Source organism: Aeromicrobium sp. WCS2018Hpa-31, assembly GCF_031843905.1.
In the GTDB taxonomy this organism is placed as follows: domain Bacteria; phylum Actinomycetota; class Actinomycetes; order Propionibacteriales; family Nocardioidaceae; genus Aeromicrobium.
This window is the reverse complement of sequence record NZ_JAVTJF010000011.1, coordinates 79521-96859: the sequence shown is the minus strand read 5'-3', so window position 1 is coordinate 96859 and position 17339 is coordinate 79521. Positions and strand designations below refer to the sequence as shown.

Below are 17339 nucleotides of genomic sequence, written 5' to 3'. Positions count from 1 at the left end.
CGGCGTGCACGACGACTCCTACCCCGAGGCATCCGCCTACGACGTCGACGGGCTCGATGCGGTCCTCGCCGAGGCCACGCCCGACGACCGGGCGTTCGACGCGGCCCTGCGTCCTCGCACGCTCGAGGAGCTCGTCGGCCAGGAGCGCGTGCGCGAGCAGCTGTCCCTCGTGCTCGAGGCGGCCCAGGGGAGGGGGCGGACCCCCGACCACGTGCTGCTGTCGGGCCCGCCCGGCCTGGGCAAGACCACGATCGCCATGATCATCGCCCACCAGCTCGGCGCCCACCTGCGGCTCACCAGCGGGCCCGCGATCCAGCACGCCGGCGACCTCGCGGCGATCCTCTCCGGTGTCGACGAGGGCGACGTCCTGTTCATCGACGAGATCCACCGCATGTCGCGCCCGGCCGAGGAGCTCCTCTACATGGCCATGGAGGACTTCCGGGTCGACGTCATCGTCGGCAAGGGCCCGGGTGCCACGGCCATCCCCCTCGAGATCCCGCCCTTCACCGTCGTCGGGGCCACCACTCGGGCGGGACTGCTGCCCGGACCCCTGCGCGACCGGTTCGGCTTCACGGCCCAGCTGGACTACTACGAGTCGGCCGAGCTCAAGCGCATCGTCGAGCGGTCCGCGCGACTGCTCGACCTGACGATCTCCGACGACGGCTCCCACGAGATCGCGTCCCGCTCGCGTGGGACCCCGCGCATCGCCAACCGCCTGCTGAGGCGGGTGCGTGACTACGCCCAGGTGCGCGGTGACGGCACCGTCGGGCACGGCGAGGCTCGCAGCGCGCTCGCCCTGTACGAGGTCGACGACCTCGGTCTGGACCGTCTGGACCGGGCGGTGCTCCAGGCGCTGTGCGCCAGCTTCGGCGGGGGACCGGTCGGCATCAGCACGCTCGCGGTCGCCGTCGGTGAGGAGCGCGAGACCGTCGAGGAGCTCGCCGAGCCCTTCCTCGTGCGCCTGGGCTTCCTCGCGCGGACACCCCGCGGGCGCATCGCGACGCCTGCTGCCTGGCGGCACCTCGGCCTGGCGGCGCCCGCCGGGACCGACCAGCTGCCGCTCGACGACGCCGCGGACCCGGCCTAGAGGCACCTGCTCGACCCGGGCACCGTCCGTGGAAGCATGGACAGGGCCGCCGGGCTTGGTTGCATGTCTAAACTACTCCCTGGCCCCGTGCCAGGTCCGCTGTGCGGACGTCATTCCCTTCGATGGAGCAATCTCGTGTCCGATGTCTACAGCTTCATCCCGCTCGTCCTCCTGCTGGTCATCTTCTACCTCCTGGTCATGCGCCCCGCGCGGGCTCGCCAGAAGGACTACCTCGCCACCCAGACCGCGCTCGAGCCGGGCCGCCGGGTCATGCTCGCCAGCGGCATCTTCGGCGAGCTCGTGTCGCTGGGCGACACCGAGGCCGAGCTGCGCATCGCCCCGAACACGGTGATCACCGTCAACCGCCAGGCCGTCGCGAAGGTCGTCGACCCGAGCCCGACCACCGAACCGGAGAGCCCGATCGACTGATGGCCAGACCCGCGCCCCGTCCCGGCAGGAACAGCGCCGGCATCCCGCGTCCGCGACGCACGCTGCTGCTGTTCCTCGCCCTCCTGATCGCCCTGTTCGGACTGCTGGCAGGGCTCGACCTCAAGGACGGCGGCGGGGTCTGGAAGCCCAGGCTCGGGCTCGACCTGCAGGGCGGCACCCGGATCACCCTGCAGGCCGAGGCGTCCTCCGGTGACGTCACGCAGGCCAAGCTGCAGGAGGCTCGGGACATCATCGACCAGCGGGTCAACGCCACGGGGGTGAGCGAGGCCGAGGTCTCCACGCAGGGTGGCAACCAGGTGGTCATCGAGATCCCGGGGCAGCGCAAGGGCAACATCGTCGACGAGGTGGGTCGCACCGCTCAGCTGCGCTTCCGTCTGCTCTGGGGGTCGGGGCAGAGCGCGACCCAGGCGCCGGACCAGAAGGCGGTCGCGGCGGCGGCCAGGACCGTGAGCGCGGCGGACTGGTCGAAGCTCTCGCTCGACCAGCTCATCGCCGCGGAGACCCAGGGTCTGGACTCGCTGCCGAAGGACTACGCCTCGGCCGCCGAGGCGCTGCAGACCGAGCTGGCGGGGTTCCGGTGCACGAAGGACGACCTCGCGGTCGACGACGTGCCGGACGAGCCGATCGTCTCCTGCGACCCGTCCACGGGCGAGACGATGATCCTCAGCCCCACCGTCATCGAGGGCACCCAGGTCAAGAGTGCGGACGCCGTCGTGCCCCAGGGCTCCGTCGAGTGGGTCGTGGCGATCGAGCTGCGCAAGGCCGGGACCGAGGCCTTCGACGCCATCACCGACGCGCTGTTCCAGCAGGAGCAGGCCGGCAACCAGGCCGCGTCGCGCTTCGCGATCGTGCTCGACGGCGAGGTGCTGAGCGCCCCGACCACCAACGGCCACTTCACCAACGGCAGCTCGCAGATCTCCGGCGGGTTCACGCAGTCCACGTCGCAGTCGCTGGCCAACCAGCTGAAGTACGGGGCGCTGCCCCTCACCTTCGAGGTGAACGGGGTGTCCGTCGAGGGCCCCTCGCTCGCAGGGTCCCAGCTGGAGGCCGGCATCGTCGCCGGGGCCATCGGGCTCGTGCTCGTGATGGCGTACCTGCTGCTCTACTACCGCGCGCTCGGGCTCGTGGCCATCGGCTCGCTGCTCGTCGCCGGTGCGTCCACCTACGCCATGGTGCTGCTGCTCGGGAAGTCGCTCGGCTTCACGCTGACCCTGCCCGGCATCGCGGGCCTCATCGTGGCCATCGGCATCACCGCGGACTCGTTCATCGTCCTGTTCGAACGGATCCGCGACGAGGTGCGCGACGGCAAGTCGCTGCGCCTGGCCGTCGAGTCCGGCTGGGAGCGCGCGCGCCGCACCATCCTGGCCGCGGACGGTGTCTCGCTGCTGGCGGCGGTGATCCTGTTCATCTTCGCGATCGGCGTCGTCCGCGGGTTCGCCTTCGCGCTGGGTCTCACCACGGTGATCGACGTGATCGTGGTGTTCCTGTTCACCAAGCCGCTCATGTCGCTCCTGGCGCGCACCACGTTCTTCGGTCGCGGCCACAAGCTGTCCGGCTTCGACGCGGCCCACCTCGGCATCGGGGACCGGGCCGTCGACCGCACGGGGCCGGTCCGCCGTCCGGACCGGGCCCCGACACCCGGCAGCACCACGGGAGGACGATCCTGATGGGACGCATCAGCAGCTTCGGCCAGCACCTCTACACCGGGCGGGTCTCGGTCGACTTCGTCGGGCGGCGTCGGCTCTGGTACTCGATCTCCGTCCTCATCATCGTCGCCTCCACGCTCGGCTTCGTCGTGCAGGGCTTCAACCTCGGCATCGAGTTCAAGGGCGGCGTCGAGCTGACCGCCAAGGTGCAGAAGGCCGATGCGGCCACCGCCGACGCCCTCTCCCAGGCGATCGAGGACGCCGACGTCCCCGCCGCGGGTGACCCGATCGTCACGACCTCCGGCTCCGACACCGTCCGGATCGACGTCCGCGCCCTCAGCCAGGACGAGACGTCGGTGCTCGAGAAGGCCCTGACCGACGCGGGCGCCCAGGAGGTGAGCCAGAACCTCATCGGGCCGTCGTGGGGCAAGCAGGTGGCCAGCAAGGCGCTCACCGGCCTCGCCGTCTTCCTGGTCGTGGTCGTCATCTTCATCGCCGCCTACTTCCGTGACTGGCGCATGTCGCTCGCGGCGCTCGTGGCGCTCGCCCACGACGTCCTCATCACCGCGGGTGTCTACGCGTGGTCCGGCTTCGAGGTCACGCCGGCCACGGTCACCGGCTTCCTGACGATCCTGGGCTACTCGCTGTACGACACCGTGGTCGTCTACGACAAGGTGCGCGAGAACACGCACGGCGTGCTCGCCTCGTCGCGTCGTACCTACGCAGAGCAGGCGAACCTCGCCGTCAACCAGACGCTCGTGCGCTCGGTGAACACGTCCATCACCGCGCTGCTGCCCGTCCTGGCGCTGCTCGTCGTCGGCACGTTCGTGCTGGGCCAGGGGCCGCTGAAGGACCTCGCCCTCGCGCTGTTCATCGGCATGGCCGCCGGGACCTACTCCTCCATCTGCATCGCGACACCGCTCGCCGTGCAGCTGCGCGAGCGTGACCCGGCGGTCGCGGCCCACACCGGGCGCGTGCTCGCCCGGCGGGAGAAGGACGCCGCGGCGCCCAGCGCGAGCGAGGCGGTGCCGGTGGCGTCCGGGGCGGGAGCGGGAGGTCGGCGCCAGCCGACGCGAGGTCCGCGGTCGTCACGCAAGCGCGGCGGCACCGGTCAGGGCGGAGCGGGGCGGTCCTGAGCTCTCAGGCGGCCATGACATGCTTGCGCGCATGAAGAAGCTCGCTCTCGCCGGCGCCGTGCTCGCCGCCGCCACGACCCTGACCGCCTGTGGATCCGGGAGCAGCGCCTACTGCTCCGACCTCAAGTCCGCCACGAAGGAGTTCGACTCCCTCGAGGGCAGCGACCTCGGGCAGATCGACAAGGCCTTCGCCACCTTCCACAAGCTCGCGGACGAGGCCCCCTCCGACGTCGAGTCCGACTGGAAGGTGCTCGACGACGGCATCACGTCGGTCGAGAAGTCCCTCGACGACGCGGGCATCAAGCTCGAGGACCTCGCGAAGGTCCAGCAGGGCGAGCTGCCCGAGGGCGTCGACATGGCCAAGCTCCAGGGCCTGGCCGCCGACTTCCAGAAGCTGAGCGACGAGAAGTTCACGAAGGCCTCCGACGCCATCGAGAAGCACGCCAAGGACGAGTGCGACGTCGACCTGAGCGGCAACGGCTCCTGACGTCCATGGACGCGGCCACGGCCATCGACGCCTGCGTCCGGCCGGTCGAGGACTGGCCGGCGCAGGGTGTCACCTTCCGTGATGTCACGCCCCTGCTGTCGAACCACGAGGCCTTCTCGGCCGTGTCGGCGGCCCTGCGCGACGCCGTGCGCGACCTCGAGCCCGACGTCGTCGTGGGTGTCGAGGCGCGTGGCTTCATCTTCGGCGCACCGCTGGCCCTCGAGCTCGGCGTCGGATTCGTGCCGGTCCGCAAGCAGGGCAAGCTGCCGGCCGACACCCACAGCGCCACGTACGCGCTGGAGTACGGCGAGGCCACGCTCGAGATCCACACCGACGCCCTGGCGCCCGGTGCCCGGGTGGTCGTCGTCGACGACGTGCTCGCCACCGGCGGCACGCTGGTCGCGGCCGGCGAGCTCGTGGCGGCGTGCGGCAGCACCGTCGTCGGCAACGTCGTGGTCCTCGAGATCGGCGCGCTCGGTGGCCGGGACGTGCTCTCCGGCACGCCGCTCGTCAGCCTGCGCCGCTACTGACCCCTCGCTCGTCGACCCCGCGATCCGTCAGGACACCCATGAACCCCCGTCACACCCGAACCATCGCCCTCGTGCTCGTCGCGATCCTGGTGCTCGGCGCCGCGGCCACGCTGCTCGACGTCCTGCTCTGAGGTCGGGTCCGTCCCGTGACCGCGGTGATCGGGCCTGTCCTACGATGGAAGGCACGACAGGAGCACTGAGTGGCTGAGCGCATCGACATCGACCACGGCGGAGCCGCCGAGACGGCTGCGCCGCCGGAGCCTGCCCGCGTCGACCAGGCGCCGGCCGGTGCCCGCGTGCGCAGCCGCCTGGCCCGCATCGGGGGCCGGTCGACGCCGCAGAACCCGGTGCTCGACCCCTTGCTCGCGGTGTACCGCGAGAACCACCCCAAGGCCGACGTCGACGTCATCCGCAAGGCGTACGAGATCGCCGAGCGCATGCACGAGGGGCAGACCCGCAAGAGCGGTGACCCCTACATCACCCACCCGCTCGCGGTGTCCACCATCCTGGCCGAGCTGGGCATGACCGGTCCCACCCTGTGCGCGGCGCTCCTGCACGACACCGTCGAGGACACGCCCTACACGCTCGACAAGCTGCGCGTGGACTTCGGCGACGAGGTGGCCCTGCTCGTCGACGGCGTGACCAAGCTCGACAAGGTCAAGTACGGCGACTCCGCGCAGTCCGAGACGATCCGCAAGATGGTCGTGGCGATGAGTCGCGACATCAGGGTCCTCGTCATCAAGCTCGCCGACCGCCTGCACAACATGCGCACCTTGCGCTACCTGCGGCAGGACAAGCAGGAGCGGATCGCGCGCGAGACGGTCGAGATCTTCGCCCCCCTGGCCCACCGGCTGGGCATGAACACCATCAAGTGGGAGCTCGAGGACCTCGCGTTCGCGACCCTGCACCCCAAGGTCTACGACGAGATCGTGCGCCTCGTGGCCGACCGGGCACCGTCGCGCGGGCAGTTCCTCGAGCGCGTGATCGGCGACGTCGAGTCCGACCTGCGCCACGCCAAGATCAAGGCCACCGTCAGCGGCCGCCCCAAGCACTACTACTCGATCTACCAGAAGATGCTGGTGCGCGAGCGCGAGTTCACCGACATCTTCGACCTCGTCGGCGTCCGGATCCTCGTCGACACCGTGGCCGACTGCTACGGCGTGCTCGGGGTCCTGCACGCCCGGTGGAACCCCATCCCCGGCCGCTTCAAGGACTACATCTCGGTCCCGAAGTTCAACATGTACCAGTCGCTGCACACGTCGGTGATCGGCCCGCAGGGCAAGCCGGTGGAGCTGCAGATCCGCACCCGCGCCATGCACCGTCGCGCCGAGTACGGCGTGGCGGCGCACTGGAAGTACAAGGAGGACGGGAGCGCGAACCCGTCCACGGCCAAGGGCGCCAGCCCCGGCAGCGACGACATGGCTTGGCTGCGCGAGCTGGTCCAGTGGCAGTCCGAGACCGAGGACTCCGTCGACTTCCTCGACAACCTGCGCTTCGAGATGAACAGCGTCGGCGTGTACGCGTACACGCCGCGCGGCGACGTCATCCAGCTCCCGGCCGAGGCCACGCCCGTCGACTTCGCCTACGCCGTGCACACCGAGGTCGGGCACGCCTGCATCGGTGCACGGGTGAACGGGCGGCTGGTGTCGCTGGAGTCCGAGCTCAAGACCGGTGACGTGGTGGAGGTCTTCACGTCCAAGTCGCAGGACGCCGGACCCAGCCGCGACTGGCTCGAGTTCGTCAAGAGCCCCCGCGCCCGCAACAAGATCCGGCAGTGGTTCACCAAGGAGCGTCGCGAGGAGGCGATCGAGCGCGGTCGTGACCTCATCGCCAAGCAGATGCGCAAGGAGAACCTGCCGCTGCACCGCATCTTCAAGCACGACACGCTCGACGCGATCGCCAAGGACCTCAACCTGCCCGACGTGTCGGCGCTCTACGCCGCGGTGGGGGAGAACAACGTCGGCGCGCAGAACGTGGTGGAGCGGGTCATCTCCCTCTCGGGCGGGCGCGACGGTGCCGAGGAGGACCTCGCGGAGGCCACCGTCATCCCCGGCAGCGGCTCGCGCCGCCAGCGGGCCGACGGCCAGGCAGGCGTGCTGGTCGAAGGCGTCTCGGGCGACGTGATGGTCAAGCTCGCACGCTGCTGCACCCCGGTCCCGGGCGACGTGATCGAGGGCTTCGTGACGCGCGGCTCCGGCGTGTCGGTGCACCGCAGGGACTGCGTCAACCTGCAGTCGCTGAGGTCGCAGCCCGAGCGGCTGGTCCCGGTCCAGTGGGCGCCCAACGCGCACAGCACGTTCCTCGTGGCGATCCAGGTGGAGGCGCTCGACCGTCCTCGTCTGCTGAGCGACATCACGCGGATCATCTCCGACCAGCACGTGAACATCCTGTCCGCCGCGCTCTCCACCGGGCGCGACCGTGTGGCCAAGAGCAAGTTCAGCTTCGAGATGGGCGACCCCAAGCACCTGGACCACGTGCTCGCGGCCGTCCGCACCATCGAGGGCGTCTTCGACGTCTACCGCGTCACGCAGTGACGTCGGGCGGTGTGACCGGCCGCTCGGTGGTCACCCGGTGGTCACCCGGTCGTCGCTTCGCTCGGTGACGCTCGAGTCATGACCTCGGGGGAGATCGACCGTCGCACCGCTGTCCGTTCCGCGGCCCTGGCCGCACTCACGACCGGCGGGGTGCTGCTCGGCGGCGGTCCTGCGTCGGCACGCGGCGTACCGGCACTGGTGCGTCGCGGCAGGCCGGAGCTCACGCACGGTGTGCAGGCCGGCGACGTGCACGCCGGCCAGGCGACGTTGTGGGGGCGTGCGGACCGTCCGGCGCGTCTGGTGGCCGAGATCTCGCGCGACCCGTCCTTCCGGCGCGCCGTGACCGTGCAGGGACCACGTGTGACGCCGGAGACCGACCTGACCGGGCAGTGGGCCTTGCGCGGCCTGCCGCCGGGCACCGACGTGCACTACCGCGTGCGCGCCGTCGACCTGCACGACCCGCGGCGCTCCGGACGTCCGGTGGCGGGCCGCCTGCGCACGCTCGGCGGCTCCCGACGGGACGTCCGCTTCCTGTGGTCCGGAGACGTCGCGGGGCAGGGGTGGGGCGCCAACCCCGAGTACGGGGGCTACCGCATCGCCGACGCGATGGCGCGACGCGACGCCGACTTCTTCCTGTGCAGCGGTGACACCGTCTACGCCGACGGGCCGCTGCAGCCCACGGTCACGCTGCCGGACGGGCGCACCTGGAGGAACCTCGTGACCCCGGAGAAGGAGAAGGTCGCCGAGACCCTGGCCGAGTTCCGCGGCCAGTACCGCTACAACCTCGAGGCCGACAACTGGCGGGCCTTCCTGGCGAGCACCGCCCAGGTGACCCAGTGGGACGACCACGAGGTGACCAACAACTGGTACCCCGGAGAGGTGCTCGACGACCCGCGGTACACCGAGCGTCGGGTGGACGTGCTCGCCTCGCGTGCCCGCCGCGCCTTCCACGACTACGTGCCGGTGGCCGAGATCTCGCCGGACCGCGTGGGGCGCGTCTACCGCGTGCTGCACCAGGGGCCGCTGCTCGACGTGTTCGTGCTCGACATGCGCACGCGCAAGGACCCCAACACCGCCAACGACGAGACCCGACGCGACGGCGGCGTGCTGGGGGAGGAGCAGACACGGTGGCTCGTCCGCGAGCTCCGTGCGTCGCGCGCCACGTGGAAGGTGATCGCGGCCGACCTGCCGATCGGCCTCGTGGTGCCCGACGGCGCAGCGGCGCAGGAAGGCATCGCCCAGGGCGACCCCGGCGCACCTCTCGGTCGCGAGCAGGACGTGGCGCGGGTGCTCACCGCGCTCCAGGACGCGGGCATCCGCAACCACGTGTGGCTGACGGCGGACGTGCACTACACCGCCGCCCACCACTACTCGCCCGACCGCGCGAGCTACCAGAGGTTCGACCCGTTCTGGGAGTTCGTCTCCGGGCCGCTCAACGCCGGTGCCTTCGGGCCGAACGCGCTCGACGACACCTTCGGACCGCGCGCCGAGTTCGTGAGCGCCCCGCCCGTGGCGAACACCGGACCCGCCGGCGGCTACCAGTTCTTCGGCGAGGTCGAGATCGATGCCCGGACCCGTGCCCTGACGGTCACGCTGCGCGACGTCGAGGGCCGGGGCCTGTACTCACGCACGCTGGAGGCGCAGCGTCGCTGAGTCGGTCCCGTCCCTCGGGTGAGTCGGTCCGGCTCCGTCGCCTCGTGCGGCTGGGTACTCCGCTTGCTGCTGCGTCGTTGTGGCTTCGCGTCGGGGTGGTCTCCGAGAGGGCCTTGAGCGGGGCGGTGGGACTGGGCCCGGTTGGGTTTGCGGGTCGCGGCCGGGTTCTCTCTTGCTGCTGCGTCGCTGTGGCTGCGAGTGGACCTGCGCTCCGCGAGGCCTTGACCCGGAGCGGGGGACTGGGCTCGGTTGGGTCTGCGGGGCGTGGCGGGGTCTTCGCTTGCTGCTGCGTCGTTGTGGCTTCGCGTCGGGGTGGTCTCCGAGAGGGCCTCGACCGGAGCGGGGGACTGGGCTCGGTTGGGTCTGCGGGGCGTGGCCGGGTCCCCGCTTGCTGCTGCGTCACTGTGGCTGCGAGTCGGTGTGGTCTCCGAGAGGGCCTTGACCGGAGCGGGGGACTGGGCTCGGTTGGGTCTGCGGGGCGCGGCCACGATTCTTCATCTGTGCGGGATTCACGCACGATTCTTCCTTCTCGTGGACCGTGCCTCGCGAAGGGAGAATCGTGGCGACGCATGGCGCCCTGGAGGGCAGTGATTCTCCTTCTTCGTGGAACGGTCCGCGCAAACGGAGAACCCCTGCCCACCCGCCGCACGAGGACCTCCGGCGGACGCAGGATTCTGCCTTCGCGCGCAACAACCCGAACGATGCTGCGTTGGTGACGGGATCCCGTAGTGAACGCAGCATCCTTCGACCCTTCATGCACGAACGCAGAATCTTGCGTCACCCCGAGCCACGCTCCGAGAGCCCGACCCGCGCCCGGACCCGTCCGCCGGTCGAGGCCCTTTCGGAGAGCAGGTCGACTCGCAGCCACAGCAACGCAGCCGCAAGGAACGACCCCCCAGTAGGAGCGCAGCAGCAACGAACGACCCACCAGCAGCAGCGCAGCCGCAACGAACGACCCACCAGCAGCAGCGCAGCCGCGGCTGGGGCGCACTGGCACCATCCATCGAGCAATGGCGCGCGAACGCAGGATCCTGCCCGACCCGGCCGAGCCGACGACCCGGCCGACGCAGCTCAGCTGTAGTCGGACGCGGCCTTCTGGGCCATCGCGAGGAACGACTCGTTCGACTCGAGCTTCTGCGTCAGGTCCTTCACCTTGCGGGCGTCGCCGGCGGCCTCGGCCTTGGCGAGGGACTCGCGGGTCTCGTCGATGGCGCGCTGAAGCTTGCCGATCATGTCGTCGGCGCGGGCCGACTTCTCCGGGTCCGAGCGCTTCCACTCCTGCTCACCGGCGGCACGTACAGCCTGCTCGACCGTGCGCAGACGCCCTTCGAGCTCCTTGACCCGGCCGCGCGGGACCTTGCCGGCGGCCTCCCAGCGGTCGGCGATGTCGTGCAGCGCCTTGCGGGCGGCGTCGAGGTCGGTGATCGGCAGCAGCGCCTCGGCCTCGATCAGGATCTGCTCCTTGACCACGGCGTTGGCGGCGAACTCCTCGTCGAGCGCGGCGTTCGCGGCGTCGCGGGCCTGGAAGAAGACGTCCTGGGCGGCTCGGAACCGCTTCCAGAGCTTGTCCTCGACGTTGCGCGGGGCGGAGCCCGCCTTCTTCCACTCGGTCATGAGGTCGCGGTACTTGCCCGACGTCGGACCCCACTCGGTCGAGGAGGACAGCGCCTCGGCCTCGACGATCAGCTTCTCCTTGACCTTCTGCGCCGCCTCGCGCTGGGTGTTCTGCTCGGCGAAGTGCGTCTTGCGCTTGCGGGTGAACGAGGTGCGGGCGGCGCTGAAGCGGTGCCACAGCTCGTCGTCGGCGGACTTGCTGAGGCGGGGGAGCGCCTTCCACTCCTCCAGGAGGGCGCGGAGCCGGTCGGCCCCGGCGCGCCAGTCCTGGCCCGAGGCGATCTTCTCGGCCTCCTCGACGATGCGGGTCTTGGCCACGGTCGCCTCGGCCACCTTGGCCTCACGCTCGGCCCGACGCTCCTCGCGCTGCTTCTCGATCGCGGGAGCGAGCGCGTCCAGGCGCGCGTCGAGCGACGCGAGGTCGCCGATCGCGGCAGCGTCGGCCACCTCGCCGCGCACCTTGGCGACGGCCTTGGCCGCCTCGTCGGGCGAGAGCGCACCGGTGGTCAGGCGCTTCTCCAGCAGGTCGACCTCGGTCTCGAGGCCCTCGAAGCGACGGACGTAGAAGGCGAGACCCTCGGCAGGTTCTCCCACCTTCCACTCGCCGATCTCGCGCTCGGAGTCACCGGTCTTGACGAAGACCCTTCCTTCGGCGTCGACGCGGCCCCACGGATGCTCGGCGGCAGAGGTCATGGCGACAGTCTAGGAGGACACCACCTGGGCGTGACCACCCCGGCGTCGCCTGGGCGTCGCCGCCCCGGACGAACCGCCGGGCGATCCGACGTCGCAGCCCCGCGTACCCTGTGGTGCGTGCTGCTCACGTCCTTCCCCGCCGGCCCGCTCCAGGCCAACTGCTACGTCGTGGCCCGAGGTCCCGGCACCGGCTGCGCCGTCGTCGATCCGGGCATGGACTCGATCGAGGGCGTGCGCCAGGTCGTCGCCGAGCACCGGCTGACGGTCGACGCCGTGCTCATCACCCACGGCCACTTCGACCACATGTGGTGCGCGCAGGACGTGGCCCGCGAGCTCGACGCACCGGTGTGGATCCACCCCGCCGACCGGCACCTCCTGGCCGACCCGATGGCCGCGATCTCCGGACCGTCGGCGGCGATGCTGCGCGCCCAGTTCGGCCTCGACGACCTGCCGGAGTTCCGCGAGCCCGACGACGTCCGCGACGCGGTCGACGGTGCGGTCGTGGAGGTCGACGGGCTGCGGATCAGCGTCGACCACGTGCCCGGGCACACCCCGGGCACCGTCTACTACCGGGTGGACTGGGACGGCCCCGAAGACGTGTCGCAGGTGATGTTCTCCGGCGACTTCCTGTTCGCCGGGTCGATCGGACGGACCGACCTCACCGGCGGTGACCACGACCAGATGCTCACCAGCCTGCGCGAGCGCATCCTCCCGCTGCCGGACGACGTCGTCGTGCTCCCCGGGCACGGGCCGCAGACGTCCATCGGACGCGAGCGGGCCACCAACCCCTTCCTGGCCGATCTGAAGGAGGCCTGACGTGGCGAAGCTGAGCGGGTTCCCCGAGCTCCTGCCCGCCGACCGTGCGGTCGAGCTGGCCGTCACCGACGCCCTGCGTCGCGTGTTCGAGCTGCACGGCTTCGCCAACGTCGAGACGCGTGCGGTCGAGCCGGTCGAGACGCTGCTGCGCAAGGGCGAGATCGACAAGGAGGTCTACGTCGTGCGTCGCATCCACGACGACGCCTCCCCGGGAACGTCGTCGGCATCGCGGTCCGACGCGCTCGCCCTGCACTTCGACCTCACCGTCCCGTTCGCGCGCTACGTGGTCGAGAACGCCGGCAAGCTGGAGTTCCCGTTCCGGCGCTACCAGATCCAGAAGGTCTGGCGGGGCGAGCGACCGCAGCAGGGTCGGTTCCGTGAGTTCACCCAGGCCGACATCGACATCGTCGGCGACGGGACCCTGCCCTTCCACGCCGACGTCGAGGTCGCGCGGGTGATGGCCGAGGCACTGGCGGCCGTGGCGACGGTCCTCGGTCTCGGCGCGGGGACGACCCCCGGCGGGGGTGCCGGGCTCCGGGCGGCTCCGGAGGAGCTGTTCACGCTCCAGGTGAGCAACCGCAAGGTGCTCGAGGGCTTCTACCTCGGGCTCGGGGTGGCCACGCCGACCGCCGTCATGCAGGTCGTCGACAAGCTGGACAAGCTGCCGGGCGAGAAGGTCCTGGAGCTCCTGGCCGAGGCCGGTCTCGACGACGCCTCCGCACGCGCCTGCCTCGCGCTCGCCGAGATCAGCACCGAGGACACCTCGTTCGTGGAGCGTGTCCGCGCGCTGGGCGTGCAGCACCCGCTGCTCGACGAGGGCCTCGACGAGCTCGCCTCCGTGGTGGCCGCGTGCGCCGACGTCGAGGGCGTCCGGGTCACCGCCGACCTCCGCATCGCCCGAGGCCTGGACTACTACACCGGCACGGTCTTCGAGACCCGCATGAACGGCCACGAGCAGCTCGGCTCCGTGTGCTCCGGTGGTCGCTACGACGAGCTCGCCTCCGATGGGAAGCGCACGTACCCGGGCGTCGGCATCTCGCTCGGCCTCTCGCGCCTGCTGGTGCCTCTCGTCGCCGACGGGCTCACGAGCAGCCGGCCCGTCCCGTCCGCCGTGCTCGTCGCGGTCACCGACGAGGAGTCCCGACCGGCCAGCGACTCGCTGGCCCAGCGGTTGCGCTCCCGTGGCATCCCCACCGAGGTGTCCGCCGCCGCGCAGAAGTTCGGCAAGCAGATCCGCACCGCCGAGCGCCGCGGCATCCCGTACGTCCTCTTCCCGGGCGAACCGCCTAGTGTCAAGGACATCCGCACCGGCGACCAGGTCGAGGTCGACCCCGACACCTGGACGCCCCCCGCTCACGACCTGACGCCCACCGTCGTCGGGACCCCCCTCTCGAAGGAGACCTCGCCGTGATCCGCACCCACGACGCCGGAAGCCTGACCGCCGCCAACGTCGGCGACCAGGTCACCCTCGCCGGATGGGTCGCGCGCCGACGTGACCACGGCGGCGTCGCATTCATCGACCTGCGCGAGGCCAGCGGCGTCGTGCAGGTGGTGGTGCGCGAGGAGGTCGCCCACCAGCTCCGCTCGGAGTTCTGCCTGAAGATCGTCGGCACCGTCGAGAAGCGACCCGAGGGCAACGAGAACGCCGCGATCCCCACCGGCGAGATCGAGGTCATCGCGAGCGACGTCGAGATCCTCAGCGCGTCGGCACCGTTGCCGTTCCCTATCGACGAGCACGTGGAAGTGGGGGAGGAGGCGCGTCTGCGCTACCGCTACCTCGACCTGCGCAGGCCCGCCCCTGCGCACGCCATCCGGCTGCGCAGCAAGGTCAACGCCGTGGCCCGTCAGGTGCTGGAGCGTCACGACTTCGTCGAGGTCGAGACGCCCACCCTCACCCGCTCCACGCCCGAGGGCGCTCGCGACTTCCTCGTGCCCGCGCGCCTGCGCCCCGGCAGCTGGTACGCCCTGCCGCAGAGCCCCCAGCTGTTCAAGCAGCTGCTCATGGTCGGCGGCCTGGAGCGGTACTACCAGATCGCGCGCTGCTACCGCGACGAGGACTTCCGTGCCGACCGTCAGCCGGAGTTCACCCAGCTCGACATCGAGATGAGCTTCGTCGACCAGGACGACGTGATCGCCCTGGCCGAGGAGGTCTACGCCGAGCTCTGGAAGCTCATCGACGTCGAGCTCCCGCGCCCGTTCCCGCGCATCACCTACGCCGACGCGATGCGTCGCTACGGCTCCGACAAGCCCGACCTGCGCTTCGACCTCGAGCTCGTGGAGCTGACCGACTACTTCAAGGACACCCCGTTCCGGGTGTTCCAGGCGCCGTACGTCGGTGCCGTGGTGCACCCAGGCGGCGGCTCGCAGGCACGCCGCACGCTCGACGGCTGGCAGGAGTGGGCCAAGCAGCGCGGTGCGCGTGGTCTGGCCTACGTGCTCGTCGGCGAGGACGGGACGCTCGGCGGCCCCGTCGCCAAGAACCTGTCCGAAGCCGAGCGCGACGGACTGGTGGAGGCCGTCGGCGCGAAGCCCGGCGACGCCATCTACTTCTCGGCCGGTCCGGTCAAGCAGATGCGTCAGCTGCTCGGAGCGGCCCGCATCGAGATCGCCCGCCGCGAGAACCTCATCGACGAGTCGGCGTGGGCGTTCTGCTTCGTCGTCGACTGGCCGATGTTCGAGGCCGTGAGCGACCTCGACTCCGGCGACGTCGCCGTGGGAGGTGGCGAGTGGACCGCCGTGCACCACGCCTTCACGGCGCCCCAGGATCCGGCCACGCTGGCCGATCCCGGCAGCTCGATCGCCCAGGCCTACGACATCGTGTGCAACGGCAACGAGGTCGGTGGCGGGTCCATCCGTATCCACCGTCCCGACGTGCAGAAGCGGGTCTTCGAGATCATGGGCATCGGCGAGGAAGAAGCGCAGGAGAAGTTCGGCTTCCTGCTCGACGCCTTCGCCTTCGGCGCCCCGCCGCACGGCGGCATCGCGTTCGGGTGGGACCGCACCGTCGGCCTGCTGGCGGGCACGGACTCCATCCGCGACGTCATCGCCTTCCCGAAGTCCGGTGGCGGCTACGACCCCCTCACCGCCGCCCCGGCCCCCATCACGCCGGAGCAGCGCAAGGAGGCCGGCGTCGACGCAGTGCCGGAAGAAGAGGGGGAGGCGGAGGCGCCGGAGGCCTGACTCCCGTCGCGTCCGTCCGCCGTCATCGGTGGCCGGGCAACATCTGGGCGTCGTCTGCGGTTGCCGATCCACCGATGCGCGGTCTGATGTTGCCGATCCACCGATGGGGGAGGTGTCGGCGTCGGTGACTAGGCTCGCGGGGTGAGCGACGACGGACTGTTCGACCTGCCCGCGGCGGACGACCGTCCGGCGGCCAGGCGCGACTCGTCGGGCTCGCTCGCCGGCAACGCTCACTCCTCGGCGCCGCTGGCGGTGCGCATGCGTCCGCGCACGCTCGACGAGCTGGTGGGCCAGCAGCACCTGCTCACTCCCGGGTCGCCCCTGCGGCAGGTGATCGACGGCGACCAGCCGCTCACCATCCTGCTGTGGGGCCCGCCGGGCACCGGCAAGACCACGATCGCCTCGCTCATCAGCAACCACACGAACCGGCGCTTCATGGAGGTCTCGGCAGTCTCGGCGGGGGTCAAGGAGGTCCGCGACGTCATCTCCGGTGCCCGCCGGGCGCTGCAGAACGGCGTCGAGACCGTGCTGTTCGTCGACGAGGTGCACCGCTTCTCCAAGGCCCAGCAGGACGCGCTCCTGCCCGGGGTCGAGAACCGGTGGGTCTCGCTCGTGGCCGCCACCACGGAGAACCCCCACTTCAGCGTCATCTCGCCGCTGCTGAGCCGTTCGCTCCTGCTGACCCTGCAGTCGCTCGACGACGACGACGTCGCCACCATGATCGACCGGGCGGTCGAGGACCCCCGCGGTCTCGGCGGGGCGGTCTCCCTGAGCGACGACGCCCGCGACCACCTCGTCCGGCTCGCCGGGGGCGACGGCCGACGCGTCCTCACCTACCTCGAGGCCGCCGCCGGTGCCACGCTCAGCCAGGGTCGCCTCGAGGTCACGGTCGACGACGCGGCGCTCGCGGTCGACAAGGCGGCGGTGCGCTACGACCGGCAGGGCGACCAGCACTACGACGTCACGAGCGCCTTCATCAAGAGCATCCGCGGGTCCGACGTCGACGCCGCCCTGCACTACCTCGCCCGCATGATCGAGGCGGGGGAGGACCCGCGCTTCATCGCCCGGCGGCTGATGATCCACGCCAGCGAGGACATCGGCATGGCCGACCCCACGGCGCTGCCCGTGGCCACGGCCACGGCCCAGGCCGTCGCCATGATCGGGTTCCCCGAGGCTCGCATCCCGCTGGCCCAGGCCGTGATCCACCTGGCCACGGCCCCGAAGTCGAACGCCGTGGTCCAGGCCATCAACGCCGCCCAGACCGACGTCCGCGCCGGCCGGGTGGGTGCCGTCCCGCCGGCGCTGCGCGACGCGCACTACGCAGGTGCCAAGAAGCTCGGCCACGGGCACGACTACCGCTACGCGCACGACGACCCGCGCGGTGTCGTCACCCAGCAGTACGCACCCGACGACGTCGACGGCCGCGACTACTACGAGCCCGGACGCCACGGAGCCGAGGCAGCCGTCGCCGACCGGCTGGAGCGCATCCGGGCGATCCTGCGCGACCGCTGAC

At 71.1% G+C, this 17339-nt stretch carries 13 protein-coding genes; 12 read left to right on the top strand and 1 reads right to left on the bottom strand.

Annotation, left to right across the window (positions count from 1 at the left end; genetic code table 11):
- The first annotated feature begins 4 nt into the window (after positions 1 to 4).
- The 8 genes from ruvB (at position 5) to RQG84_RS14940 (ending at position 9523) form a co-directional block, all read left to right on the top strand.
- Positions 5 to 1087 carry a Holliday junction branch migration DNA helicase RuvB gene (ruvB, locus tag RQG84_RS14975; protein ID WP_311210717.1) on the top strand — a complete coding sequence of 361 codons (1083 nt, stop codon included), beginning with the start codon at positions 5 to 7 and terminating at the stop codon, positions 1085 to 1087.
- Positions 1088 to 1222: 135 nt separating this feature from the next.
- Positions 1223 to 1516 carry a preprotein translocase subunit YajC gene (yajC, locus tag RQG84_RS14970; protein ID WP_311210649.1) on the top strand — a complete coding sequence of 98 codons (294 nt, stop codon included), beginning with the start codon at positions 1223 to 1225 and terminating at the stop codon, positions 1514 to 1516.
- Positions 1516 to 3204 (top strand): protein translocase subunit SecD, encoded by a 1689-nt coding sequence (gene secD / locus RQG84_RS14965; protein ID WP_311210648.1) that lies wholly within the window; start codon positions 1516 to 1518, stop codon positions 3202 to 3204. Before yajC ends, secD begins: the two co-directional genes overlap by 1 nt.
- Complete coding sequence (gene secF, locus RQG84_RS14960) at positions 3204 to 4319, top strand: protein translocase subunit SecF (protein WP_311210647.1); 1116 nt, start codon at positions 3204 to 3206, stop codon at positions 4317 to 4319. Before secD ends, secF begins: the two co-directional genes overlap by 1 nt.
- A gap of 31 nt (positions 4320 to 4350) precedes the next feature.
- The gene (locus tag RQG84_RS14955) at positions 4351 to 4806 is read left to right on the top strand and encodes a hypothetical protein (protein ID WP_055970478.1); all 456 of its coding nucleotides are present in this window, start codon (positions 4351 to 4353) and stop codon (positions 4804 to 4806) included.
- Between the two features lie 5 nt (positions 4807 to 4811).
- Positions 4812 to 5336 (top strand): adenine phosphoribosyltransferase, encoded by a 525-nt coding sequence (locus RQG84_RS14950; protein WP_311210646.1) that lies wholly within the window; start codon positions 4812 to 4814, stop codon positions 5334 to 5336.
- Positions 5337 to 5536: 200 nt separating this feature from the next.
- Positions 5537 to 7870: a RelA/SpoT family protein gene (locus RQG84_RS14945; protein ID WP_396135337.1), complete on the top strand. Its 2334-nt coding sequence runs from the start codon at positions 5537 to 5539 to the stop codon at positions 7868 to 7870.
- A 78-nt stretch (positions 7871 to 7948) separates the two neighbouring features.
- The gene (locus tag RQG84_RS14940; protein ID WP_311210645.1) at positions 7949 to 9523 is read left to right on the top strand and encodes an alkaline phosphatase D family protein; all 1575 of its coding nucleotides are present in this window, start codon (positions 7949 to 7951) and stop codon (positions 9521 to 9523) included.
- A gap of 1071 nt (positions 9524 to 10594) precedes the next feature.
- On the opposite strand, the gene RQG84_RS14935 is transcribed toward RQG84_RS14940, so the two are convergent.
- Positions 10595 to 11830 (bottom strand): DUF349 domain-containing protein, encoded by a 1236-nt coding sequence (locus RQG84_RS14935; protein WP_311210644.1) that lies wholly within the window; start codon positions 11828 to 11830, stop codon positions 10595 to 10597.
- A gap of 117 nt (positions 11831 to 11947) precedes the next feature.
- Between RQG84_RS14935 and RQG84_RS14930 the strand changes: the two genes are divergently transcribed.
- The 4 genes from RQG84_RS14930 (at position 11948) to RQG84_RS14915 (ending at position 17338) form a co-directional block, all read left to right on the top strand.
- Positions 11948 to 12646: an MBL fold metallo-hydrolase gene (locus RQG84_RS14930; protein ID WP_257728999.1), complete on the top strand. Its 699-nt coding sequence runs from the start codon at positions 11948 to 11950 to the stop codon at positions 12644 to 12646.
- A 1-nt stretch (position 12647) separates the two neighbouring features.
- Positions 12648 to 14057: a histidine--tRNA ligase gene (gene hisS / locus RQG84_RS14925; protein ID WP_311210643.1), complete on the top strand. Its 1410-nt coding sequence runs from the start codon at positions 12648 to 12650 to the stop codon at positions 14055 to 14057.
- Complete coding sequence (aspS, locus tag RQG84_RS14920) at positions 14054 to 15826, top strand: aspartate--tRNA ligase (RefSeq protein WP_311210642.1); 1773 nt, start codon at positions 14054 to 14056, stop codon at positions 15824 to 15826. The genes hisS and aspS overlap by 4 nt, the downstream gene beginning before the upstream one ends.
- A 141-nt stretch (positions 15827 to 15967) precedes the next feature.
- Positions 15968 to 17338, top strand: coding sequence for a replication-associated recombination protein A (locus RQG84_RS14915; RefSeq protein WP_311210641.1), 1371 nt, complete (start codon positions 15968 to 15970; stop codon positions 17336 to 17338).
- The last annotated feature ends 1 nt before the right edge of the window (position 17339 follow it).

Excerpts from the sequence above, each read along its gene's own strand:
- secD (WP_311210648.1), top strand. The coding sequence starts at position 1,516 with ATGGCCAGACCCGCGCCCCGTCCCGGCAGGAACAGCGCCGGCATCCCG.
- secF (WP_311210647.1), top strand. The coding sequence starts at position 3,204 with ATGGGACGCATCAGCAGCTTCGGCCAGCACCTCTACACCGGGCGGGTC.
- RQG84_RS14955 (WP_055970478.1), top strand. The coding sequence starts at position 4,351 with ATGAAGAAGCTCGCTCTCGCCGGCGCCGTGCTCGCCGCCGCCACGACC.
- RQG84_RS14950 (WP_311210646.1), top strand. The coding sequence starts at position 4,812 with ATGGACGCGGCCACGGCCATCGACGCCTGCGTCCGGCCGGTCGAGGAC.
- RQG84_RS14940 (WP_311210645.1), top strand. The coding sequence starts at position 7,949 with ATGACCTCGGGGGAGATCGACCGTCGCACCGCTGTCCGTTCCGCGGCC.
- RQG84_RS14935 (WP_311210644.1), bottom strand. The coding sequence starts at position 11,830 with ATGACCTCTGCCGCCGAGCATCCGTGGGGCCGCGTCGACGCCGAAGGA.